Annotated in this window: 16 protein-coding genes, 1 tRNA gene and 1 pseudogene; 10 read left to right on the top strand and 8 right to left on the bottom strand. The window is 70.9% G+C overall.

All coding sequences use genetic code 11. From position 1 onward, the window contains the following. Positions 1-123: 123 nt before the first annotated feature. Positions 124-2196, bottom strand: a complete 2073-nt coding sequence (locus BLV01_RS03215) for a S8 family serine peptidase (protein WP_217633432.1) — start codon at positions 2194-2196, stop codon at positions 124-126. A 492-nt stretch (positions 2197-2688) separates the two neighbouring features. On the opposite strand from BLV01_RS03215, the gene BLV01_RS26055 reads away from it, so the two are divergent. From BLV01_RS26055 to cgtA, 4 genes are all read left to right on the top strand, one after another. After that, the gene (locus BLV01_RS26055) at positions 2689-2850 is read left to right on the top strand and encodes a hypothetical protein (protein WP_175485750.1); all 162 of its coding nucleotides are present in this window, start codon (positions 2689-2691) and stop codon (positions 2848-2850) included. Between the two features lie 540 nt (positions 2851-3390). Continuing rightward, complete coding sequence (rplU, locus tag BLV01_RS03210; RefSeq protein WP_057948185.1) at positions 3391-3711, top strand: 50S ribosomal protein L21; 321 nt, start codon at positions 3391-3393, stop codon at positions 3709-3711. A gap of 12 nt (positions 3712-3723) precedes the next feature. Then, entirely contained in the window at positions 3724-3984 is a 261-nt protein-coding gene (gene rpmA, locus BLV01_RS03205; RefSeq protein ID WP_078998824.1) for a 50S ribosomal protein L27, read from the top strand. A gap of 187 nt (positions 3985-4171) precedes the next feature. Further along, complete coding sequence (gene cgtA / locus BLV01_RS03200; protein WP_091793968.1) at positions 4172-5239, top strand: Obg family GTPase CgtA; 1068 nt, start codon at positions 4172-4174, stop codon at positions 5237-5239. A gap of 274 nt (positions 5240-5513) precedes the next feature. On the opposite strand, the gene rpsT is transcribed toward cgtA, so the two are convergent. Beyond that, a complete protein-coding gene (gene rpsT / locus BLV01_RS03195) occupies positions 5514-5786 on the bottom strand; it encodes a 30S ribosomal protein S20 (RefSeq protein ID WP_091793966.1) in 273 nt (90 codons plus the stop codon). 191 nt (positions 5787-5977) lie between these two features. Here rpsT and murJ point away from each other — a divergent pair, with 191 nt between their 5' ends. The 5 genes and pseudogenes from murJ to ispH all read left to right on the top strand — a co-directional run bounded on the left by murJ (position 5978) and on the right by ispH (position 13534). Further along, positions 5978-7606 carry a murein biosynthesis integral membrane protein MurJ gene (gene murJ, locus BLV01_RS03190; protein ID WP_091793964.1) on the top strand — a complete coding sequence of 543 codons (1629 nt, stop codon included), beginning with the start codon at positions 5978-5980 and terminating at the stop codon, positions 7604-7606. Positions 7607-7861: 255 nt separating this feature from the next. After that, positions 7862-8785 (top strand): annotated as a pseudogene (locus BLV01_RS03185) (bifunctional riboflavin kinase/FAD synthetase); the annotation flags it as partial. Positions 8786-9020: 235 nt separating this feature from the next. After that, on the top strand, positions 9021-11879 hold the full coding sequence (gene ileS / locus BLV01_RS03180; protein WP_217633448.1) for an isoleucine--tRNA ligase: 2859 nt from the start codon (positions 9021-9023) through the stop codon (positions 11877-11879). A gap of 76 nt (positions 11880-11955) precedes the next feature. Beyond that, positions 11956-12477 carry a signal peptidase II gene (lspA, locus tag BLV01_RS03175; protein WP_091793958.1) on the top strand — a complete coding sequence of 174 codons (522 nt, stop codon included), beginning with the start codon at positions 11956-11958 and terminating at the stop codon, positions 12475-12477. Between the two features lie 106 nt (positions 12478-12583). Then, positions 12584-13534, top strand: coding sequence for a 4-hydroxy-3-methylbut-2-enyl diphosphate reductase (ispH, locus tag BLV01_RS03170; RefSeq protein ID WP_091793956.1), 951 nt, complete (start codon positions 12584-12586; stop codon positions 13532-13534). 146 nt (positions 13535-13680) lie between these two features. Here the strand turns inward: ispH and BLV01_RS03165 are convergent, their stop codons facing one another. From BLV01_RS03165 to BLV01_RS03140, 6 genes are all read right to left on the bottom strand, one after another. Next, positions 13681-15276, bottom strand: a complete 1596-nt coding sequence (locus BLV01_RS03165) for a hypothetical protein (protein WP_175485749.1) — start codon at positions 15274-15276, stop codon at positions 13681-13683. Between the two features lie 462 nt (positions 15277-15738). Continuing rightward, a tRNA-Thr gene (locus BLV01_RS03160) sits at positions 15739-15814 on the bottom strand. 134 nt (positions 15815-15948) lie between these two features. Beyond that, complete coding sequence (locus tag BLV01_RS03155) at positions 15949-16614, bottom strand: hypothetical protein (protein WP_091793952.1); 666 nt, start codon at positions 16612-16614, stop codon at positions 15949-15951. A 237-nt stretch (positions 16615-16851) separates the two neighbouring features. Next, a complete protein-coding gene (locus tag BLV01_RS03150) occupies positions 16852-17850 on the bottom strand; it encodes a glycoside hydrolase family 16 protein (RefSeq protein ID WP_217633431.1) in 999 nt (332 codons plus the stop codon). A 348-nt stretch (positions 17851-18198) separates the two neighbouring features. After that, positions 18199-18690 carry a hypothetical protein gene (locus tag BLV01_RS03145; protein WP_091793951.1) on the bottom strand — a complete coding sequence of 164 codons (492 nt, stop codon included), beginning with the start codon at positions 18688-18690 and terminating at the stop codon, positions 18199-18201. A 141-nt stretch (positions 18691-18831) separates the two neighbouring features. Continuing rightward, a complete protein-coding gene (locus tag BLV01_RS03140) occupies positions 18832-23295 on the bottom strand; it encodes an Ig-like domain-containing domain (RefSeq protein ID WP_175485748.1) in 4464 nt (1487 codons plus the stop codon). Positions 23296-23847: 552 nt separating this feature from the next. Here BLV01_RS03140 and BLV01_RS03135 point away from each other — a divergent pair. Further along, entirely contained in the window at positions 23848-24135 is a 288-nt protein-coding gene (locus BLV01_RS03135; protein ID WP_123647600.1) for a hypothetical protein, read from the top strand. The last annotated feature ends 41 nt before the right edge of the window (positions 24136-24176 follow it).

Below are 24176 nucleotides of genomic sequence, written 5' to 3'. Positions count from 1 at the left end.
TGAAATCAAATGGCGTATCGGTATGACGCCGCGTCCGCATCGACGCCGGGCCCGCCGTGCCGCAAACACGAAGGGCCCGGCGTACCGGGCCCTTCGCTTAGTGCCTGTGCCGCAGCGCGGCGATCAGCGGCTCGAGTTGTAGCTGATCTCGACCGGATCGTCGCATTCCTGCGTACCGTTGTTGCACACCTTGTAGCTCATGGTGCCGCTGCCGATGATGCGGAAGGTATCGGTATTGGCGCCGGTGTTGCGGACGGTCTTGAGGATCGCGCCGTTGCGCCAGATGTCGATGTTCTTCTTGCCCTTCTCCCACGACAGGTTGACCGAGGTGCGGTGGTTCGGCAGCGCGCTGGCCTTGGCGTCGAGGCGGCGCGGATAGTTCGCGTCGACGAAGCTGGGGTACAGCGAGATGCCGCTGGAGGCGCGATAGCCCTTGATCTGGACGTACCACACGCCGCCCTTCGGGGTCGGGAAGAAGCAGGTCTCGTTGTTGGAGGCGGTGAACGGACGGCAGTCGTACGAGGTGCTGCTCGGCTCGGCGCCGTACTTGACGTAGATGTCCGAATCGCCGGTGCCGCCGTACATGGCCAACAGCAGGTTCGAGGCGCCGTTCGGGACCAGCAGCTGGTAGCGCAGGATGCCGTTGGCGTCGACCTCGATGTTGGTCACGGTGATGCCGTTCTCCAGCTCGGTCGCCGGCTCCGGTTCCGGCGCCTGCGGGTCCGGCGGGAGCGCTTCGGTGCCCTTGGCCACGGCGGTGGCCAGGCGCGCGTCGACGATGCCCGAGCCGCACCAGTTGCTCCAGCTGCAGCCGCCCGGCAGGCCGCCGACGTGGGCGGTGTTGACCAGGATCTTCTCGATCTCGGCCGGGGTCTTCGGCGTCGAAGCCGCCGACTGCATCAGCGCGACCACGCCGGCCACGTGCGGCGAGGCCATCGAGGTGCCGGCCATCCACGCATAGCCTTCGCCTTCCTGGCCCTGCAGGCCCAGGTTCAGGGTCGACAGGATGTTGTCGGCCGCCGGCACCACGCCCGAGCCGCCGGGCGCGGCGACGTCGATCTTGTTGCCGAAGTTGGAGTAGTCGGCCAGCGTGCCGGTCGGGCCCACCGCCGACACCGCGATCACGCCGTCGCAGTTGGCCGGCGAGTAGCCGGACACGTCGCTGCCGGCGTTGCCCGAGGCGATGACCACGGTGGTGCCGCGCGCGCGCGCGCCGTCGAACGCGGTCTGCTCGGCCGCCGAGCACGCGCCGGAACCGCCGAGGCTGAGGTTGATGACTTCGGCCGGGGTGGCGTTGTTGGGCACGCCGGCGACGCTGCCGCCCGAGGCCCAGGTCACGGCGTCGATGACGTCGGAGGTGTAGCCGCCGCACTTGCCCAGCACGCGCACCGGCTGGACCTTGGCGCCGTGGGCGACGCCGGCCACGCCGGTGCCGTTGTTGGTCACCGCGGCGATGGTGCCGGCCACGTGGGTGCCGTGCCAGCTGCTGTCTTCGGGAATGCCGAAGATGTTGCACTCGCCGTCGTGCCAGTCGCCCGGATCGTTCGGGTCGGCGTCGCGGCCGTCGCCGTCCACGCTGACTTCCGGATCTTCGATGAAGTCGTAGCCCGGGATGATGTTGGCGTTGAGATCGCTGTGCGGGGTGATGCCGGTGTCGAGCACCGCGACCACGATGCCGCTGCCGGTGGCGATGTCCCAGGCCGGTTCGAGGTTGAGGCCGCCCGGGCCGTTCTTGTAGTGCCACTGCTGGGCGTAGCCCGGATCGTTGGGCACCATGAACGAATGCACGCGCTTGTCGCGGGTGACTTCGACGATGCTCGGGTCGTTCTTCATCAGCTCGATCGCCAGATCTTTCTCGGCGGCGGCATCGAGCGGGGTATCGGTCTTGATCAGCTGCGCGCCGGTCGCCAGCGTGCGCAGCGGCTTGATGCCCAGGCCGAGTTTCGTCGCGGCCTTGGCGTACTGCTGGTTCATCGCGGCCGCGCTCACCTTGGCGGCGGCGCCCGACGCGCGGGTGATGATGAAGCGGCTGGAGGTGGTCTGCGGCGTCTGCTTGGCCTGCGCCAGCTTGGTCGCCTTCTGCGAGGCGGCGGCCTTGGCGTTGGGCACCTTGTTGACGGCCTGCAATTTGCCGCCGGAATAGGCGACCGGCGCGATCACCACGGCAGTCGCCAGCGCCAGAGCGGTCCATTTCATCGAACGTGCTTTGCGAGTCATGACAAACTTCCTTGATCCTTCGTTGCGCATGATCCCCTTCGCATCCCCTGTCGAGCGTCGGGCCTTGGTCCGCGCAGGCGCCGTGCCGGGCGCGCTGGCGGGACTTGCTGGGCGAGCGCGCGCGGCGCGGGGCCGGCGTGCTGCGGTGTGCGGCGCGCGCAGCGCTGCGTCTCCATGCGCCGCGGGCGGCGTGGACAGCGCGAATGCGTGCGTGCGGTTGCGCGGCGACGGACCGCCGCGCGGATTGCCGATGTGCGTGCCGATGGATTGGCGGGACAGCGAACAGACGACTGCAAGCCCATGCAGGAAGTCCCCGATGACGCGACTGCACCATGCTGGCGCGCATGCGTCGCACGCGCTGCGCAAGGACGGTGCCGTTCCATGTCGCGCGACCCCCTGCAAGTCGCTCGCGTCCGAAGCTAATTGAGCGCGACGGTGGCATGCAAGTGTCATCGAAGCGGTGTACGGCGGATGAATGCGACTGAGCGCACATCCATGCAGGGGCGGTTTTTTTGCCGCGATTTCAGCGGTATTCGTGCGGGCCTGGATTTGCAGGCGTTTTCGCGCGCGCAGGCGTCGGCGGCGATGCGCGCGCGGATTTTTCGCGCGAAAAAATTTCTTCCGGAACTGTGAACTTCGTCGCCGCGCTTTCTGATGCGCGGCGGCGCATTTTCTTGAGCGCTTGCACGCTTCTTGTCCGCACATGCGACTGCATGCGACCGCGGTGGAGGTGGGCGCGCGAATTTGTTTCCGCTGCCGAATCGGCTTTGGCGCATCGGCCAAAGTCGCGAAGGCGGGGAGGCGGCCCGGCGCCGGCCGGGTCGTGGCGCTGCGTGACCACGCACCCGGCCGGCTCATTGCGGGGCAGGGCGGGGCCGGCCAGGCCGAGGCAAGGCGACACGCCGGCCGGGCCGGCCGGGCCGGCCGGGCCGGGCGGGCCTCTGCGCCGCATTCAGGTGGCCTCGCTGGCGCCCGATCCGAAGCGGCATCGGCAGGGCAAAGCTACGCCCCGTTAAGTCGTTGATTTTCAAGGCCTGGATTTTGGCGGCCAGGCCCGGCCGCGCCCGCCGGACCCTTGCAGTTGCCGTAACTCGCTGAAGCGCCTAGAATTCCGCTTCTGTCCGTCCATCCTTGGGCGGCGCAGGACCAAAATAACTACAGAGGAATCTGGTCATGTACGCAGTTCTGGTCACCGGCGGTAAGCAATACCGCGTGATGCAAGGCGAGACGCTCCGCGTCGAGCTGCTGGACGTCGAAGCCGGCAGCGAAATCAAGTTCGATACCGTCCTGATGCTGGGCGACGGCGAAGGCATCAAGATCGGCGACGCGCTCAAGGGCGCCAGCGTCACCGCCACGGTCGTCGGCCACGGCCGCGCCGACAAGGTGCGCATCGTCAAGTTCCGCCGCCGCAAGCACCATCGCAAGCAGATGGGCCACCGTCAGCACTACACCGAAATCCAGATCACCGGCATTGCCGGTGGCGACAACAAGTAAGGAGCAGCAGCCATGGCACATAAAAAGGGCGTAGGTTCCACCCGCAACGGCCGCGACTCCAACCCGAAGTACCTGGGCGTGAAGATCTACGGCGGCCAGGCCATCGAAGCCGGCAACATCATCGTGCGCCAGCGCGGCACCCAGTTCCACCCGGGCGCCAACGTCGGCCTCGGCCGCGACCACACGCTGTTCGCGCTGGTCGACGGCAAGGTCGAGTTCTCGACCAAGGGCCCGAAGAGCCGCCGCACCGTCAGCGTCGTCGTCGCCGAGTAATCGCGCCGCGACGTTGCCGCGAGGAGCCCCGCTTCGGCGGGGCTTTTCGTTTCAAGGGCAGGCGATGGGGCGCTGGGTCCCCGCCCGCTTTCGCTGTCCGGGCCGATGCGCCGGCACGCCGAGTTAGACTCGCGGATGCCGCGCGCTCCCCATTCTCCGTTCCTCTCATTTTCCTCATTGCCGCCTTATGAAACTCGTAGACGAAGCTGAAATCCAGGTCATCGCCGGCAACGGCGGCAACGGCTGCGTCGGTTTCCGCCGCGAGAAGTTCATCCCGCTGGGCGGGCCCGACGGCGGCGACGGCGGCGACGGCGGCAGCGTGTACCTGCTGGCCGACGAGAACCTCAACACCCTGGTCGATTTCCGCCACCAGAAGCAGTTCCGCGCCAAGCGCGGCGAGAACGGCATGGGCCGGCAGATGTACGGCAAGGGCGGCGAAGACCTGATCATCGTCGTGCCGGTCGGCACGGTGGTGACCAATGTCGAGACCGACGAGGTCATCGGCGACCTGACCGCCAACGGCGACCGCCTGCTGGTCGCGCGCGGCGGCAAGGGCGGCCTGGGCAACATGCACTTCAAGAGCTCGGTCAACCGCTCGCCGCGCAAGGCGCTGCCGGGCCTGCCGGGCGAGGAGCGCATGCTCAAGATGGAGTTGAAGCTGCTGGCCGACGTCGGCCTGCTCGGCTTCCCCAACGCGGGCAAGAGCACCCTGATCCGCGCGGTCTCGGCGGCGACGCCGAAGGTCGCGGACTATCCGTTCACCACGCTGTATCCGAACCTGGGCGTGGTCAGCGTCGAGGCGCACCGCAGCTTCGTCATTGCCGACATCCCGGGCCTGATCGAGGGCGCGGCCGACGGCGCCGGCCTGGGTGCGCAGTTCCTGCGCCACCTGCAGCGCACCCGGCTGTTGCTGCACCTGGTCGACATCGCGCCGATGGAAGGCGGGGTTGAGGGCCTGAGCCCGGCCGAGCAGGTGCGTGCGATCGAGAACGAGTTGCGCAAGCACGATCCCGAATTGCTCGACAAGCCGCGCTGGCTGGTGTTCAACAAGTCCGACCTGCTGCTGGACGAGGAGCGCGAGGAGATCGTGCGCGCGACGCTCGCCGAGTTGGGCTGGACGGATCGCTGGTACGTGGTCTCGGCGATCGGTCGCGAAGGCACGGCGCCGATCATGCGCGACGTGATGGCGTTCTTCGACCGCCAGCGCGAGGACGCGCTGGAAGCCGCCAACGCCGTCGGCGGCCATGCGCCCTGAGCCTCGGGCTCGGCATCCTCAACATGTGAACCCGTCGCGGCGCGGCTTGCGCCGCGGCCGCGCCGTGCGCGCGAGCGGCGCGGCCGACTTCAATCCCGCTTCACCGGCCGCGCCGAAGATGCGCGGCATGCGCGTACTTCGTCCCGTCCCGGCATCGCTGCGCGCGCGCGCGGCCGGGCAGGGTGCGGCGGCGCAGGCCGGCACGAAATTGCAGGCAAACAAAAACCCGGCCGAGGCCGGGCTTGTGTTTGTCGCAGCCCGGATGGGCGGCGGGTCAAGCGGCGGTCGCGAGCGCCTTGATGCGCGCCGACAGGCGGCTCTTGTGGCGAGCGGCCTTGTTCTTGTGGATCAGGCCACGGGCGCTGAAACGGTCGAGGATCGGCTGGGCGACGGCGAACGCGGACTTGGCACCGGCGGCGTCGTTCTCGCCGAGGGCCTTGAGCACCTTCTTGACGGCGGTACGCAGCATCGAACGCTGGCTGGCGTTGCGGGCGTTGCGCACGACAGTCTGCTTGGCGCGCTTCTTGGCGGACTTGATGTTTGCCACGGTGAATTCCTGAAAATTAGGTTGAAAACGTTGATGAAACTAGACGAGAGACAAGACGCCGGACGACGGTCGGAACCGGGTCTTGCGCAGTCGCGGAAAATCAGACCCAAAAGTATGGGCGATTCAGGGGCTTGCGTCAACCCGCCCGGACTCGGGCGTGGCAATACGGGGCAGCGCCGGGGAGGGCGGGCATGAGCAAGGGCGGCCTGCTGCGCTCCTCGGTGGTGTTCAGCGCGATGACCTTCATCTCGCGCATCACCGGGCTGATCCGCGACCAAGTCTACGCCTGGCAGTTCGGCGCGAGCCCGGCGATGGACGCATTCTTCGTCGCGTTCAGGATTCCGAACTTCATGCGCCGGCTGTCGGCCGAGGGCTCGTTCTCGATGGCCTTCGTGCCGGTGCTGGCCGAGTACAAGGAAACCCACGACCACGCCGCGGTCAAGGAGCTGATCGACCGGGTCACCGGCACCCTGACGGCGGCGCTGGTGGTGCTGACCGCGGTGGTGGTGCTGGCCGCGCCCTGGGTCATGGGCGTGTTCGCGCCGGGCTTCGCCCCCGGCAGCGAGCAGTACCGGCTGGCGACCCAGATGCTGCAGATCACCTTCCCGTACGCGTTGTTCATCTCGCTGGCTTCGCTGGTCGGCGGGGTGTTGAACAGCTACGAGAAATTCGCGGTGCCGGCGCTGTCGCCGGTGCTGCTGAACATCTCGATGATCGCCGCCGCCGCCGCGGCCGCGCCGCTGATGCGGCCGTTCGGCGCCGAGCCGGTGCTGGCGCTGGCCTGGGGCGTGTTTTTCGCCGGCGTGCTGCAGCTGGCGTTCCAGTTGCCGGCGCTGGCCAAGCTCGGGCTGCTGCCGCGGCCGCGCTGGGGCTGGAAGCACTCGGGCGTGCGCAAGATCCTCAAGCTGATGGTGCCGACCCTGTTCGGCTCGTCGGTGGCCCAGCTGAACCTGCTGCTGAACACCGCGCTGGCCTCGTTCCTGATCGTCGGCAGCGTCAGCTGGCTGTACCTGACCGACCGCCTGCTGGAATTCCCGCTCGGCATGTTCGGCGTCGCCATCGGCACGGTGATCCTGCCGCACCTGTCCAAGCGCCACGCCGCGACCGACAGCGAGGGCTATTCCAAGGCCCTGGACTGGGGTTTCCGCCTGTGCCTGCTGATCGGCGTGCCGGCCTGCCTGGGGCTGGTGCTGTGCGCGGAGGCGCTGATCGCGGCGCTGTTCCAGTACGGCCGGCTGACCCCGCAGGACACCCGCATGATCCAGCTGAGCCTGATGGCGCAGTCGACCGCGGTGCCGGCGTTCTTGCTGGTGAAGGTGCTGGCGCCGGCGTTCTATTCGCGCCAGGACACCAAGACCCCGGTCAAGTCGGCGGTGGTGTCGGTGGCGGTGAACCTGCTGTCGACGGTCGGCCTGCTGCTGTTGGCGGTGTACTTCAGCGACGCCGGCCGCGCCGCTCTGGCGCGCGGGGCGAGCCTGACCCAGGCGCTGGGCGAGGTGCCCGGCGCGCACGCCTGTCTGGCCCTGGCGATCGCCATCGCCGGCTGGACCAACGCGCTGCAACTGGCCTGGTACCTGCGCCGGGCCAAGGTGTACCGGCGCCAGCCGGGCTGGGGCCGGTTCCTGCGCCAGATCGGCGTGGCCAGCGTCGGCCTGAGCGTGGTGGTGCTGTTGCTGCTGTGGCTGTGGCCGGGCTGGACCGGCTGGCCGTGGTGGGAGCGGGCGTGGAAGCTGGCGGTGGTGGTCGGCGCGGGCGGCGCGGCGTACGGCGCGCTGCTGTGGCTGCAGGGCATCCGGCCGCGGGATCTGCGCGGGCACTGAGGCTGCGCACTGGCGTCGGCCAAGAATTGTGCGAGCGCCTTCGGGCCCGACGCTTTCGGGGCAGGTCGCCGGGTTCCGGCGCAAAAGCGTCGGGCCTGAAGGCCCTCCCGCGCATTGCTGAGGGCCCGCGTGCGGCGACCCGCAGCCAACCGCGGTGCCCGGTGCCATTGAGAGCGGCGCCCGGCGGCTATACTTCCTGATTCATCCTTCGAGCCGTATCCCGGGCGATCCGGGTTCCTCCACGCCAGAATCCGAATGAGCAGGCTGTTTCGAGACGTCGACCGCGGGACGCGATGCCCGCACGGCAGTGTGGTCTGCATCGGCGCCTTCGATGGCCTGCACCTGGGTCATCGCGCGCTGGTGCGCCACACGGTGGCGCGCGCGCGCGCGCTGGGCGTGCCGGCGGTGGCGCTGAGCTTCGAGCCGCTGCCGCGCGAGTTCTTCGCCCCGGCCGCGCCGCCGCCGCGGCTGCTGCTGCCGCGGGCCAAGGCCGCCGGCCTGTTGGCGCTGGACGCCGACCAGGTCGGCCTGCTGCGCTTCAACGGCGAGCTGAGCCGCTGGAGCGGCGAGGAATTCGTCGAGCGCGTGCTGGTCGAGCGACTGGCCGCGCGCGAGGTCTGGGTCGGCCCGCAGTTCCGTTTCGGCAAGGCCCGCGGCGGCGACATCGCGCTGCTGCGGCGCATGGGCGAAGCCGCCGGCTTCGGCGCGCACGAGATCGAGCCGGTGCACCTGGACGGCGAGCGCGTGTCCAGCACCCGCATCCGCGAGACCCTGCTGGCCGGCGACTTCGCCGCCGCCGCGCGCCTGCTCGGCCGGCCCTACGCGATCGGCGGCCACGTGGTGCGCGGCCGCCAGCTCGGCCGCACCCTCGGTTTTCCCACCGCCAACCTGCGCTTCGGCGGCAAGACCCCGGCGCTGTCGGGCATCTACGCCACCTGGGTGCACGGCATCGGCGAGCGGCCGCGGCCGTCGGTGTCGAGCCTGGGCACGCGTCCGACCGTGGCCGGGGTGGAGCCGCTGCTGGAAGCGCATCTGTTCGATTTCGACGGCGACCTGTACGGTCGCAGGATCGAGGTCGAATTCGTCGCCCACCTGCGCGCCGAACTCAAGTTCCCCGACCTGGCGACGCTGACCGAGCAAATGCACCGCGACGCCGCGCAGGCGCGCGAGTCGCTGGCGCTGGACGCGCAGCGCCGCCGCCTCGATCCCGCGTCGCCGCCCGATCCGCTGCGCGCGCTGGCCGGCGCGGCCGAACACACCGCCGCGATCGCGGCCGAAAAGAACGCGTAAGCCCCCAGCTTCACCCAATCCGCCGAAGACCCGTCCGAGACCCGCTGTGACCAACGACCCGAGCCAACCCGCCGCCGGCAACCCGTACAAGGCCACCTTGCTGCTGCCGGCGACCGAATTCCCGATGCGCGGCGACCTGCCCAAGCGCGAGCCGGAGACCCTGGCGCGCTGGGAAAGCGAAGGCCTGTATCAGCGAATTCGCGAGAAGGCGAAGGACCGCGAGCGCAGCTTCGTGCTCCACGACGGCCCGCCGTACGCCAACGGCGAGATCCACATCGGCCACGCGCTCAACAAGGTGCTCAAGGACATCGTGGTCAAGTCGCGGCTGCTGGCCGGCTTCGATGCGCCGTATGTCCCGGGCTGGGACTGCCACGGCCTGCCGATCGAGACCAAGGTCGAGAAGACCTGGGGCAAGGTCGGCGAGAAGCTCGACGCGGCCCAGTTCCGCGCCAAGTGCCGCGAGTACGCCGCCACCCAGGTCGATCTGCAGCGCCGCGACTTCAAGCGCCTGGGCGTGATCGGCGACTGGGAGAACCCGTACCTGACCATGGATTTCCGCTACGAGGCGGACATCATGCGGTCGCTGGCCAAGATCGTCGAACGCGGCCACCTGGTGCGCGGCTCCAAGCCGGTGCACTGGTGCTTCGACTGCGGCTCGGCCCTGGCCGAGGCCGAGATCGAGTACCACGACAAGGAATCGACCCAGATCTACGTGCGCTATCCGGTGCTCGACCGCAAGCGCGTGTTCGACGTGTTCGGGATCCAGGACGACGGCAGCCCGCTGTCGGTGCCGATCTGGACGACCACGCCGTGGACGCTGCCGGCGAGCCTGGCGGTGTCGATGGGCCCGAGCGTCGAGTACTCGCTGGTGCGGATCGAGCCGGGCGAGGACGCGCTGTTCAAGGAGCCGGGCCAGCGCCCGGAGTACCTGCTGATCGCCAGCGAGCTGGTCAGCGCGGTGCTGGCCGCGATCACCCAGCCCGAGGCGCTCAAGCAGGGCCACAGCGTCGAGACCCGCGACTGGTCCGCGCACCCCGGCGAGGCCTTCGAGGGCCTGCGCCTGCGCCATCCGTTCTACGCCGAGCGCGAAATCCCGGTGCTGCTGGGCGAGCACGTCACCACCGACGCCGGCACCGGCGCGGTCCACACCGCGCCCGGCCACGGCCAGGAGGACTACGCGGTCTCGCTCAAGTACGGCCTGATCCAGCGCTACACCGCCGGCCAGATCAATCCGGTCGACGGCCGCGGCCTGTACCTGCCGTCGACCCCGGCGGTGGGCGAGCACGCGCTCGCCGGCAAGCACATCTTCAAGAGCGACGACTTGTTGCTGCAGATCCTGCGCGAGCAGGGCGCGCTGCTCGCGCGCGGCCGGATCAAGCACAGCTATCCGCATTGCTGGCGGCACAAGACGCCGGTGGTGTTCCGCGCCACGCCGCAGTGGTTCATCTCGATGGAACAGGCCGGGCTGCGCCGCGATGCGCTGAAGGCGATCCCGGGCGTGACCTGGATCCCGGGCTGGGGCGAGTCGCGCATCTACAACATGATCGAGAGCCGTCCGGACTGGACCATCTCGCGCCAGCGCTACTGGGGCGTGCCGATCGCGTTGTTCTTCAACCGCGAGAGCGGCCAGCCGCATCCGCGCACGGTCGAGATCATGCGCCAGGTCGCCGACGCGGTGGAGCGCGAGGGCGTGGACGCGTGGTACGCGATGACCGCCGAACAGTTGCTCGGCGATGAGGCGGCCGACTACGAGAAGGTCACCGACATCCTCGACGTCTGGTTCGACTCCGGCGCCAGCCACGAATGCGTGCTCGCGCAGCGGCCGCAGGACGGCCTGCGCAAGCCCGCCGACCTGTACCTGGAAGGCTCCGACCAGCACCGCGGCTGGTTCCACAGCGCGCTGCTGACCGGCGTGGCGATGGACGGCGTGGCGCCGTACCGGCAGGTGCTGACGCACGGTTTTACGGTCGACGAGCAGGGCAAGAAGCAGTCCAAGTCGCTCGGCAATGTGGTGGTGCCGCAGAAGGTCATCGACGCGATGGGCGCCGACGTGTTGCGCCTGTGGGTCGCCTCGACCGACTTCAGCGCCGAGATGTCGGTGTCGGACAAGATCCTCAAGCAGAACGCCGACGTCTACCGCCGCATCCGCAACACCGCGCGCTTCCTGCTCGGCAACCTCAGCGGCTTCGACCCGGCGCGCGATTGCGTGGCGCTGGAGGACATGGTCGCGCTCGACCGCTGGATCGTGCACCGCGCCAGCGAAGTGCAGGACCGCATCGCCTCGGCCTACGAGCGCTACGACTTCGCCGAGATCGTGCAGGTGCTGTCGAACTTCTGCAGCGTCGACCTGGGCTCGCTGTACCTGGACGTGACCAAGGACCGGCTCTACACCATGCGCGAGAACTCGCGCGGCCGCCGTTCGGCGCAGAGCGCGATGTACCGCATCGCCGAGGCGTTCGTGCGCTGGATCGCGCCGATCCTGGCGTTCACCGCCGACGAGATGTGGCGCCACCTGCCAGCCGGCACCGACCGCGGCGCGCGCGAAGGCAACGTGCTGTTCGCCACCTGGTACGACGGCCTGGCGCCGTTGCCGGCCGACGCGGCGCTGTCGGACGAGGACTTCAAGCGCCTGCTGGAACTGCGCGAGAGCGTGACCCGCGCGCTGGAACCGATGCGCGCGGCCGGCGAGATCGGCGCGGCGCTGGAGGCGGAGATCTCGCTGCGTTGCGGCGTGGCCGACCAGAACTGGCTGGCGCCGCTGGCCGACGAACTGCGCTTCTTGTTCATCAGCGGCGATGTCGAGGTGGTGGCCGACGACGGCATCAAGGACATCGCCGTGCTCGCGGCCAAGACCGGCAAGACCAAGTGCGTGCGCTGCTGGCACCACCGCGCCGACGTCGGTTCCGACCCGCGGCACCCGCAGCTGTGCGGACGCTGCGTGAGCAACGTCGAAGGCCCCGGCGAAGAACGCCGCTGGTTCTGATGCGACCGCGGCGCGCGCGCTTCGCCGCGCGCGCCGCTTCCCGACTCCCCGATCCCGACTTCCCGACCCCGAGCCAATGACAAGCACCCCTGCCAAGAACGCGCTGCCCTGGTTGATCGTCTCGATCGCGATCGTCGCGCTCGATCAGTGGAGCAAGAACTGGGTGCTGGCCTCGCTGCCCGAATACACCCCGGTGGTGGTGATCGAGGGCTTCTGGAACTGGTACCGCAGCTACAACACCGGCGCGGCCTTCAGCTTCCTCAGCGACGCCGGCGGCTGGCAGAAGTATTTCTTCCTGGTCCTGGCCCTGGCCATCAGCGGCCTGCTGGCGCGCTGGCTGGCACGCACCCCGCGCGGCGACTGGAAGACCGCGCTGCCGTACGCGCTGGTGATCGGCGGGGCGATCGGCAACGTCATCGACCGGCTCATGCACGGCCACGTGGTCGACTTCATCCAGTGGTACTGGCGCAGCTTCTACTGGCCCTCGTTCAACATCGCCGACGCGGCCATCGTCGGCGGCGCGATCGGGATCGCCGCGTTCGGGCTGTTCAGCAAGCCCGAGGCCGAACGCCGCCCGCCGGGCGCGGGCAAGGCCTGACTGCGAGGCCGGGCGCGGGCCTGCCGCAACGCCGCGTTCCGCCGGTTTCGCTCGCCGCCGCTCTCGTTTAACCGTCCGCCCGCCGGCACCGGAGTACAATCGCGCCATGGACGTCCTGCTCGCCAACCCCCGCGGCTTCTGCGCCGGCGTCGACCGCGCCATCGAGATCGTCAAGCGCGCGATCGAGACCCTCGGCGCGCCGATCTACGTGCGCCACGAAGTCGTGCACAACCGTTTCGTCGTCGACGACCTCAAGCACCGCGGCGCGGTGTTCGTCGAGGAACTCGACGAGGTGCCCGACGGCGCCACCGTGATCTTCAGCGCCCACGGCGTGTCCAAGGCGGTGCGCGCGGAAGCCGAGCGGCGCGGGCTGAAGGTGTTCGACGCGACCTGCCCGCTGGTGACCAAGGTGCACCTGGAAGTCTCGCGCCACTGCCGCGCCGGACGCGACGTGGTGCTGATCGGCCACGAGGGCCATCCCGAAGTCGAGGGCACGATGGGGCAGTGGAAGCGCGAGGCCGGTTCGGGCCGCATCTACCTGGTCGAGGACGCCGACGACGTCGCCGCGATGCAGGTCGACCAGCCCGACAACCTGGCCTACACCACCCAGACCACGCTGTCGGTCGACGACACCCGCAGCGTGATCGAGGCGCTGCGCGCCAAGTACCCGGCGATCCAGGGCCCGAAGAACGACGACATCTGCTACGCCACCCAGAACCGCCAGGATTCGGTGCGCGAACTGGCCGCGCGCTGCGACCTGGTGCTGGTGGTCGGTTCGCCGAACAGCTCCAACTCCAACCGCCTGCGCGAGTTGGCCGAGCGCGAGGGCGTGACCTCCTACCTGGTCGACGGCGCGGACGAGATCGATCCGCGCTGGATCGAGGGCCGCAGCCGCATCGGCATCACCGCCGGCGCTTCGGCGCCGGAAGTGCTGGTGCGCGGGGTGATCGACCGCCTGAGCGAACTCGGCGCCGATCGCGTGACCGAGCTCGACGGCGAGCAGGAGAGCATGGTGTTCGCGCTGCCGAAGGAACTGCGGCTGCAGCTGGTCGGCTGACGCGCCGTACGAACAGGAAGACCGCGATGGCGGCCGGACCCGAAGGTCCGGCCGTTTTTGTTTGCGCCGCCTGGCGTGCGCCGGCTCGCTCGCGGCGCGAACGCGCTTGCGCGGAGCGGCGGTTGTCGGTCCGCGCGCGCCGCGGCCTACCGCCCCGGCAGGATCCTGCAGGCCGGATCGTTCATGCGCGTATCCACCAGGCCGTACGTCGCCGGCGCGCTGCCGCGCTTGCTGACGTTGGCGAAGCCGAAGCCGCGCACGTCGCCGGTGACCGCGAACGCGTCGACCCGGTACGCCGCGGGCGCCGGGCCGCCGGCGCTGAGCGCGCGCCCGGCCGGCTGGCCCGGCGGCTGCACCGAGCGCAGCCGGCCCTTCGCCAGCAGGCCCTGGCCGCTGCCGCCGACGCCGCTGTCGATGGTGGCGAACCAGCCGCTTTCGCTGAAGCCGATCCAGCGGCCCGGATTGACCGGGTCGGCCAGGCAGTAAGTAGTCGCCGCGACCCGCGCCAGGCCGATGCGGTTCTCGTCGCTGAGCCACGCCGCCACCACCATGCGGCCGCCGCTGGGCACGGCGAGGTCGATGAAGTAATCCTCGTTGCCGCCGAAGTCGATCGGCGCGACCGCGAAGCCGGTATCGACCGAGCCGTCCGGGTTCACCCGCTGCAGGCGGCCGGGCTTGGGCGCGGCGCCGGCGGTGTTGCCGACCACCAGCACGCGGCCATCGGACTGCGGCGCCAGCCGGCCGGCGATCTCCAGGTCCGGACGGTGGTACGCGGTGTCGAGGCTGCCGTCGGCGTTGTGGCGCAGCAGGGTGCCGCGCACGCCGGTGCCGGCGACGATGGGATGGCTGCTGAGGAACTTGCCGTCGGTCTGCAGCACCAGCCCCTGCGCGCCGGCGTCGAGGCCGGTGATGCGGTCGAGGGTGCTGCCGTTCTTGCCGAACGCCGGATCGGGGCGGCCGTCGCGCAGGTAGCGTGCGATCAGGTTCCAGCGCCCGCCGCCGCCGGCGACGACGATCTTGCCGTCGGGCTGCAACAGCACGTGCCCGGCGCCGGCGCCCTGGGCCTGCTCGGGATGCGCGGTCACCACCACGCCGTTGCGGCCGAAGCTGCGGTCGGCGTTGCCGTCGCCGCGGTAGCGCGCGAGCACCACCGCATCCTGGCCGCTGGCGGCGTCGAAACGCTTGCCGGCGGCGAGGATGCGGCCGTCGGCCTGCAGCGCGAGGCCGTAGAACTCGTCGAAGCCGCCGGCGTCGAGGGTCTGCACGCCGTCGCGCGAGAAGCTGCGGTCGGGCCGGCCGTCGGCGAGGAAGCGCAGCAGCAGCGCATCGCCCTTGTTGCCGCCGGCGACGAGGATGCGGCCGTCGGCCTGCACCGCCAGCGCGCGGCACGCGGACGGCTGCGCGTTGGAGCGCAGCGCGATGCGCACCTGTCCGCCGTCGCCGAAGCCGGCATCGAGCTTGCCGTCGGCGCCGAAGCGCAACAGCCGGCAATGGAGGTAATCGCGGTGCAGCGGCTCGTCGCCGCCGCCTTCGCCGATGGTGAGGATCTTGCCGTCGGCCTGGATCGCGACGGCGCGGACGAAATCGTCGTTGACCGGGAAATCGGTGACGACCAGGCCGCGGCGGCCGAAGGCGGGATCGAGCGCGCCGTCGGGCAGCTTGGCGTGGGCCGAGGCGGCGGCGAGCGTGGCGCCGATCGCCAGCGCGAGCGGCAAGCCGCGTTGCAACACAGAACGGGTCATGGGGGGCTCCTGCTGCGAAGAAAGGTGGCAGCGGCAGCGGCCCCCTGCACCCGCGCCGCGCGGCGAGACTCGGCCATCGGCAAGCGCCCCGCCTTGGCGCGAGCGCACAAAACAGCACATTCGACGTGCGCTATGGCGCAAAGCGGCAACGAGGTCGCGGATCGGGCGTGCGCGGCGAAGCGCACCGGGCGTGCGCTGGGGGCGGCGCAGTCGCGAAGACGGCGCCACGCTTGCGGGTTTCGCCAGGCGGACGGCGCGGCGCGGGCAGGGATGGCGCGGGCGCGGGTGGCGCAGGCCGGGCGCCGGGATGCGCAGCCGGGCGCCATCCGCGCGCGGCCGGATCGGGCGGCGCCGGAAACGCAAACGGCCCCGCGTGGAGGCGGGGCCGTTTGGGAGAGGCGTCCGGACGCGGCGCGGCCGTTGGATCGTTGGCCGGGCGGTTGGGCTGTTCTCGGGGTTACTTGGTGCCGGAAACAGGAATCGAACCTGCGACCTACGCATTACGAATGCGCCGCTCTACCAACTGAGCTATTCCGGCGAAGGACGGCAATTCTAGGCGCCGGGGGCAGGGCGGTCAATTCGGACGCGGTCGCGCTGCGGTGGGGCGGGACGGGGCGATGCGCCGCCGGGCGCGCCCGCGCGCGGCCGGCGCGGCGGCCCGGCCGCGTGCGCTCAGGTGGCGATGTAGTTCTTGACCTGTTCGCGGGTGAGGTTGAGGAAGCGCGCGATCGCGTCGAGGTGTTCGTTGCTCTGGCTCAGCCGCGATTCCTTCGGCGCCAGGATCACCGGTTCGAACTCGGTGAGCTTCTTGCTGTTCTGCACGACGTGATAGCCCCACACCATGCCCTGGTCGAAGACTTTGCCGCTGACCGTGTTGACCACGTAATTGGCGAACTTGGTGGTGGTGTCGCCGGTGAAGTGGCCCTGGTCGAAGCGGTTGTTGAACTCGCGCGGGGTGTCGATCAGCCAGCATTCGGTCGGCGACAGGTAGCGGGTCGGCTGGCCGGCGTAGAACTGCGAGTGCGTGCCGATGACCGCGCCGGGTTCGCTGTACAGGCAGTTGCGCATCGGCGTCAGCGCGGGCGTGGGCGCGCGCTTGTCGACGTTCCACGCGCGCACCTGGGTGGCCGGAAACACCGCCGTCTGCGGGAAGATCAGTTGCAGCAGGCCGATCTCGTCGGTTTGCGGCGCGGCGCGGGCGAAGCGGGCCTTGAAGTCGGCGCCGTACTGCAGCGCCGCGTGCGGATCGAACACGTTCTCCGGCGCGGCGATGTAGGGGTGCAGCTGCAGGTGGAACTTGCCGGTGTCGAAGTTCTGCTCGGGCCAGTAGTTGCTCATGACGGCTTCCTCGTGTCTCGGGTGGGGTCGCTCTCGCGCCGGCGCCGTCGCTGCGGTCGGGCCGCCCGCGCGGCGTCGGCCGAGTTCGCCCTTACCAACGCGGCGCGCGGCCGGCCGTGAACCCGCGCGGCGGGCGCAAACGCCCGGTCGCGCCGGTCGCTGCCGCGCCGGCAAGAAAAAGGCCCGCATTCGCGGGCCTTTGGCAGGTGCGGCGCCGCGCGCGGCGGCGGGCGGCGATCAGAGCCCGCAGGGCGAGGGCAGCGGCGGGCTTTGTTCCTTGACGTTGTCGAGGTGGGCCACGTTCTTGCCGCGCAGCGCGGCGACCTGCTTCTCCACGTCCGCGGTCGACAGCGCCGCGCCTTCGTGGAAGAACACCCAGTCGATGTCTTCCTGGTACTCGCGCATCTGCGGCGAATCCACCGGCCCCAGCGAGCCGTCCGCGCCCTTGGGCATGAACCACAGGTTGAAGTTGATCGACATGAAGTCTTCCGGATACACCGCGCTGCTGTGTTCGGAGAACAGCTTGCCGTCGACGTAGTACTTGAGCTGCTTGTCGGCGACGGTGAGCACCAGGGTGCGCCAGCCGGCGTAGCTGCCTTCGTGGCGGGTGAACTCGTTGACCTTGGTCCACGGTTCGAGCTGGAAGGTGTCCCAGCTGGTGGTCCACATCGCCGGCTTGCTGTTCTCGCCCCAGCCGCCGTTGGGCAGGTACTCGAAGTCGGTCTCGCTGTAGTTCTTGTCCATCGGCGCCTTGAGCGGGCTGATGGCGTAGAAGGTCTGGATGACTTCGTCGCCGTCCGGGCCGTAGCTGGGCGTATCGCGGAAGAAGATGCGCGCGGCGTAGGTGCCTTCGCGGTATTTGCGCGCGTGGCAGAACTGGGTCTGGCGGGTCTTGTCGGCCTTGCCGTTGGTGACCGAGCTCATCCGCACCGCGCCGCCCTGGGTATCGGCGATGTCGGCGTGGAAGGACAGGCCTTCGGCGGACCAGGTCGCGCCCTTGATGCCGGGATGGCCGGTCTCGGTGCGGACCTTCCAGCCGTTGCTCTGGAACGCGGCGAAGTCGGGGTAGGTGAAGTCGTCGAAAAACACCGCGGCTTCGGCCGCGGCCGGCGCGGCGGCGGCCGGTTCGGCCGGCTTGGGCGCCGGCGCGGCGGCCGGGTCGGCGTGTTGATTGCAGCCGGCAAGGAAGATCGACGCGGCGAGAATGCCGGCGCCCAGGCAACGGTGCTGCCCCATGGGGTTGGTCCCTTTGTGGTCGAGTGTTCGGGTGATCGCGCACTGGCGACGGATCGCAGCGGACAAACTTCGCGCACGGATGACAACGTTGTCAAACCGGCGCGGCGGCTGCACCGGTCAGAAACACCCAAAAAAACAAATCGGCCCTGGGCGCCGGTCTTGCGCACGCGGCACGGCCTGTCCGGCGAGGGCGAGGGCGGCCGTGAGCCGTGAGCCGTGAGCGATAGGCCGCAAGCGGCAGTGCCGGCCGCAGCTTGGTAGCAGGGCTTTCAGGCCCGACGCTGTCGTTTTCGAACCGGGCGCACCGCGCCAGCAATCCGGGCCTGCGCAGCCTCGCGGTTGCGCGCCTCAACGCGCCGGCGCGGGAAGCGGCTCGTAGCCGGGCTGGTAGTAACCGCGCGCGCCGGACTCGCCGCTGAGCTGGCCGCCGTTGCAGCGGTAGCTGTTCTCGTCGTAGGAAAACGTGGTCACGATCGACTCGCGCGCTTCGTCGCGGCGGCGGAACTGCGCGCCGACCTGGACGCGGTACGCGGCCTGATTCTCGCCGGACTCGGTCACGCCGTCGCTGATCACCAGCGTCTGCCGGGTGACGCCGGGTTCGGTCTCGCGCGGCTGGGCCTCGGCGCGGGCGCGGTCGTCGCGCGCGGTCTGTTCGAGGAAGGCCTTGCACGCGGCGTAATCGGCGAAGCTGCGCGGCGGGATCGGGAAGCCGGGCAGGTGGCCGCTGGCGAACGCGGCGGGCGCGGCGACGACGGCGCACAGCGCGATCGGCAGGGCGAACATCGCGACGAACCGGCGGCGAGCGCAACCGGGCCGGGCCAGCGTGGTGGTGTCTTCCATGAGCGTGGATTCCGATGCGGCGCGTGCGGAAGGACGCGCGATTCGCGCCAGTATCGCAGCATCGCGCGCAGGCCACACCCGCACGGCGGCGGGCGCCGCCGTGGCCGCCCGCGCGCCGCATGGCGGCGCGCGGGCGGGGGCTCAGGGCGTCGTCGGCTCCAGCAGCACCGTGGTCTGCAGGCCGGGCCAGCCGATCGCGGTGGCTTCCAGCACGTAGTCGCCGGTCGCCAGCAGCGGCGGGAGCTCCCAGGTGCCGGCCGCCGCGTCGGCGACGGCGCTGAAGTCGGGCAGGCGTTCGCCGGGCCGGCGCAGGCTGTAGTACGCCTTGTAACCGGCGGGCAGCGTGGCCTGTCCCGACACCGTCAGCCGCAGGCGTTGCCCGGCGGTGCCGTGGAGACTCAGCAAGGCGTTCTGGCCGCTGCGCAGGTTCAGCGGTTGCGGCACGCCCAGCTGCAGGGCGGCCTCGTAGGTGGTGCTGACGATCGCGCGCACGCGGAACTGGGTCGGCGGGACCAGGTAGTCCTGGTACACGCTGATCTCATAGCGGCCGGCCTCGGTGGTCTGCATGCCGTAGGCGCAGCCGGGCGCGTCGTTGTCGCCGAAATAACAGCGCAGGCCGTTGACGATGAAACCGCGCGCCGGCACCGGCCCGTCCGGGGCGATGCCGAAGCGCAGCTTGGCGTTGGCCGGGGCCTGCACGCTCACCCGCATCGGCGCGCCGGGCAGCGGCGAGGCGAACACCGCGGCATCGCCGTCGATCGCCAGTTCGCCGAGCGGCTGGTTGCGGCCGAGCCAGACGTTGGCGCCCAGCGCGTCGCCCAGCGGCGGGTCGATGGTCAGGGTGTAGTCGCCGCTCTGGGTCAGCTCGGAGATGCGCATCGACAGGCCGTCGTCGTCGGAATCGCTGCGGATCGTCTCGCCGTCGGGGCCGCGCAGGGTGTACTGGATGTCGCGCCGGTCCGATCCGGGCGGCGGCGACAGCCGGGTCACGTCGGCGACGGCGAGGTAGAGATCGTCGCCGGGTTCGGCATGGAAGCGCAGGCGCACGTTGCGGCCCCAGCGGTCCTGCTGCAGCGCCAGCGTCTGGCCCAGCGTCAGCGGCAGTTCCAGATCCGAGCTCAGCGTCGCGCGGAAGCCGTACGGCCCCTGTTGGCTGGGCGGATCGACCTTGAGCGTGTAGCGGCCGCCGGGCAGTCCGTCGAGATTGAACGCGCAGCTCTTGTCCATCTCGCGGCACAGGTCGGTCCACACCACGCGGCCGTCGGCGGCCGACAGGGTCAGGTCGAGCGGGAACGGCTGCATGCCGCTCAACTGATCCATGCCCAGGCCGAGGCGGGCGCCGGGTTCGACCTGGAACGACAGCCGCACGCTCTGGTCGCTCAGCTGGGTGGCGATCTGCCGGGGCGCGCCGTCGACGACGAGTTCGTCGGCGAAGTCGTCGATCATCGCCACGCGCGCGGACACCGTCGCGCCGTACTCGGGATCGATGCGCACGCGGTAGCGGCCGGCGGCGACGTTCTCCCGGCTCATGCCGCCGCTGCCGTTGGCGCCGACCGAGTTGTTGGCGATCTCGTAGCCGGGCGGGGCCTGCAGGCCGTAGCGCACGAAGCGACCGGCCGGGCCGGTGAGCTGGCCGGTGATGGCGACGTTGAGGTTCTCGCCGGCGCCGGCGTCGTACTCCAGGGTCGCGTTCTGGCCGATCCGGGCGATTTGCAGGTCGACCGGCTGCGCGCGCGACAGCGGCAGCACCAGGTCCTCGCTGACCGCCGCGCGCAGGCTCAGCAGGCCCTGGCCGTCGTGCGGGACGAGTTCGACCGTGTACACGTCGGCGGCGAGATCGCGCAGGTCGATGTCGCAGCCGCCGCGCGCGGCGTCGGCGTGGCATTGCTCGCTGGCGATGAGCGCGTTGCGCGAGTTGCGTACCGTGACGTCGGCGTAGGACGCGCCGCCGACGAGCTGCAGGTCGGCGATGCCGATGCCCAGGTCGCTGCGTTGCGGATTGGCGAAGCTGAAGCTCGCGCGCGCGCCGGAGGCCTGGGTGGACAGCGACACCGGCTCGGCGCCGATCGCGGTGGAGCCGCTGGCCTGGGTCAGGGTGGCGTTCACGGTCGCCAGCTCGCCTTGCTGCGGGTCCACCACCCAGGCGTAGCGCCCGGCCTTGGTCGCGGCGGCGACCAGCGACTGCGCGCCGACCGCCGGCGGCTTGACGAAAACAGTTGCGCCGTCAGGACCGACCAGGCTGTAGCCGACCGGGCGCTGCGCCGGCACCGTGTCGGGCGAGACGTTCAACTGCAACACCTGTCCGGCGGCGAGATCGAAGGCGAAGCGGCCGTTGCGGCCGTAGCGGTCCAGGCTCAGGCTGGCGCTGCCGCCCAGGGCGATGTCGGCCGTGCGTTCGCTGCTCAGCGCGGCGCTGAATCGCGCGGTGCCGTTGGCCGGCGGCGTGAGCGCGGCGGTGTAGACGCCGGGCGGCAGGTAGCTGGCGTACACCGCCAGCGCCTGGTCGCAGCCGCCGTTGGCCGGCAGGCACGACTTCGGCGTGAGCGCCGAGCTGCCGTCGGGCTTGTACAACTGCAGCGTGGCCGGCTGACCGCTGCCGGCGATGCTGAGATTGCCGATGCCCAGGCCGAGCGGGCGACCGCTTTCCAGCACGAACTGCATCCGCACCGGCACGCCGGGCTCGGAGACGAAGTCGCGGACCGGGCCGTCGGCGACCAACACGTTGGCGGCGCCGTAGCCGATGGAGAGCGTGGCGGCGTAGGTCGCGCCGTAGGCCGGGTCGATGCGCAGGCGGTAGGTGCCGCGTTCCGGCGTGGCCAGGTCGATCACCTCGTGGGCGCCGGCGACGGCGAGGCTCTGCAGCAGCGTGCCGTCGTCCGCGTACAGCGTGTAGCGCACCTCGCGCGCGGCCGGCTGGGTGCTCTGCGCGCTGACCTGCAGATGGCTGGCGCCGGGGACGGCGAGGTCCACCGAGGCGTCGCGGCCGCGGCGGGTGAGGGCGATGGGACGGCCGTAGCCCGGGAACAGGCCGGCGGACAGGTCGCGGCTGAGGGTCGCGGCGAAGCGCAGCGTCGCGCCGGACGGCGGCTGCACCCGCGCGGTGTAGCGCCCCGGCGCGAGCGCCGGCAGGTTGGCGCCGCAGCCGTCGTCGGCGGCCGCGCAGGCCAGGGTCGCCACGGTGCCGGCGCTGGCTTGCACGGTCAGCGTCGCGGCCGCGGTGGAACCGGGCGTGGCGAATCCGGACAGGCCCAGGCCGTAGTCGCCGGCCTGGGCGATGTCGAAGCCGAATTCGACCGCTTCCTCGGCGTTGTCGGTCTGCACCGACACGGACGCGCCGTCGACGACGACGTCCGCCGCGGCCAGCGCCGTGCGCGCGCTGTCGCGCTGGGGCTTGGCGGGCGTGGCGTTGCGCGCGGCAGCGGACGCGGCCGGTCGCGCTGCGGGCGCGGCCGCTGCGGGCGCGGCCGCCGTTGCGCGGACCGGCTTGGCCTGCGCGGTGCGCTGGCCGGGTTGGGGCGGGTTTTTGCCGGCGGCGGCGTCGCCGGTCGCGGCGTCGGCGCGCGCCGCGCCGGTGGCGAAATCGACCACGGTCGGCGTCAGCGGCAGGCCGTTGCGCGCGTGCGCGCCGTCGACCAGCAGCGAGTACTCGGCATTCGCCTGCAGGCGCTGGCGCGGCGTCACGAACAGCAGGCGGCCGGCTTCGGCCGGGGTCACCTGCACCGCGGCGTAGCCGCCGGGGCCGAGCAGGGTGACGCTGGCGGCGTTGAGTTCGCCGGCGCGCAGCGGTTCGCTGAAGCGCAGCGACAGGCGCGCGTCGGTGGCGACGGCGGTCTGGCCATCGCGCGGCGAGGACGCGCTCAGGCGCGGCGCGGCCGCGGCCGCCGGCGCGCTCGCCGCGGCGCGGGCGGCGCCGCGCGCGGGATCGTAGAACTGGTCCTGCGCCTGCGCGCGGCCTTGCCCATCCAGGCCGTCGAACAGGCGCACACGGCCGTCGGCTTCGACCCGGGCGCGATGGCCCAGCCGCGCCGGCGCCGCCGCCGCGACGGCGGCGCGCGGGTCGCGTTCGTCCCAGGTTTCGGCGCGCGCGCCGGCATCGGCGGCGGCGGTCCAGCCGCCGGTGACCAGCAAGCGGCCGTCGCTGAGCACGCTGGCGGCGTGGCCGGCGCGCGGCGACAGCGGCACCTCGGTGGCCGGCGTCAGCGCGGCGGCGGCCGGATCGAACCACAGCCCGCCGGCTTGCAGGCGATGCTGCGCGTCGACGCCGCCCCACAGCAGCGCGCGGCCGCTCGGCAGCAGGCTCAGGCTGGCGTAGCGGCGCGGCGAAGCCAGCGGCCAGCGCCGCAGGGTGCGGCCGCCGGCGCGGTCTTCGACCCGCTTGAGCGCGCTGCCGTCGCGTTCGAGCACCAGCCAGCTGCCGTCGGGCAGCTGCGTGCGCGCTTCGCGCGGATGCAGCGCGAGGCTGCGCGCCAGTTCGGGCGGCAGCGCTTGCAGCGCTGCGTCGGCGGTGCCGATGTGCAGCGCGGTCGCGGCGGCGGCCAGGCCCAGCGCCGCGGCGGCGCCGCACCAGGTCCAGCGACCGGATGGGGATTGCGATGAAAAGGGCATGTCGTTTCCTTCCTTAGAAAATGACGTGTGGGAGCGGGATGTCGAGGGCGTGCCGGGTGAGAGCGAGTCGCTTGCGGACAACGTGCTTACAGCGTGGGCAACCGGATCGCCGGCGCGCGGCGCGCACCGGCGGCGTTCTTGTCGCACGGACGGGGTGGGACCGGGAGCTGGCGCGGACGGCGTCGCGCCTGCGCTCGCCTGCGGGCCGCAGGAACTCCCCTGCGCGGCCCGTAGGCGGCAAGACCATGCCATTGGCGTGGCGCCGTTGCGCAGTATTGAAGCTCAGTCGCGTCTCACCCGGCAACGTCGCGCCGCCGGTCGGCGACGGGCGCCGGTCGCGGCCCCTGCGACGCCCGCGCGGCATCCTGAATGCGGCAGGGCGGCCGTCGCCGATCCGGACCGGCGGCTGTCATCGGCTTGCATAGAAGGTGAACTCAAACTGCTCGCCGCCGCGGTCTTTACCAATCGACCATTTCTTCTTCACTCTTTTTTATCGCCCCGATGGACACCATGCGCCGGCCCGCGACACAGGCAGACAAGGCAGTGACGAAAATGCGCGTAGACGTATTCGTGGTAGGCGACAACGAGGGGTATGTGGTCGCACCGTCCGACAGCTGGCTGCCGCTGGACGAGATGCGCGCGCTCGGCGCCCTGCGCTTCGGCTGGACCATCGACACCGGCCTGGCCATGCCCAAGCTCGACTGGCGCGCGATCGGCAACGACATCGACGCGCGCGGCTACAGCATCGTCGCCTCGACCGATGTCAGCGGCCTGCTGGCGATCCCGCAGCACAACCTGCCGGCGATCTATCCCGAGCAGCATCGGCCGATGGCGGCCTGAGCGCGGTTCGCGCGGCGGGAACGCGGCGCGTGCGCAGGAGC

Origin of the sequence: Lysobacter sp. yr284, assembly GCF_900107375.1 — a bacterium.
GTDB lineage: Bacteria > Pseudomonadota > Gammaproteobacteria > Xanthomonadales > Xanthomonadaceae > Lysobacter.
The sequence above is the reverse complement of the archived record's forward strand: the minus strand, read 5'-3'. Positions and strand labels throughout refer to the sequence as shown.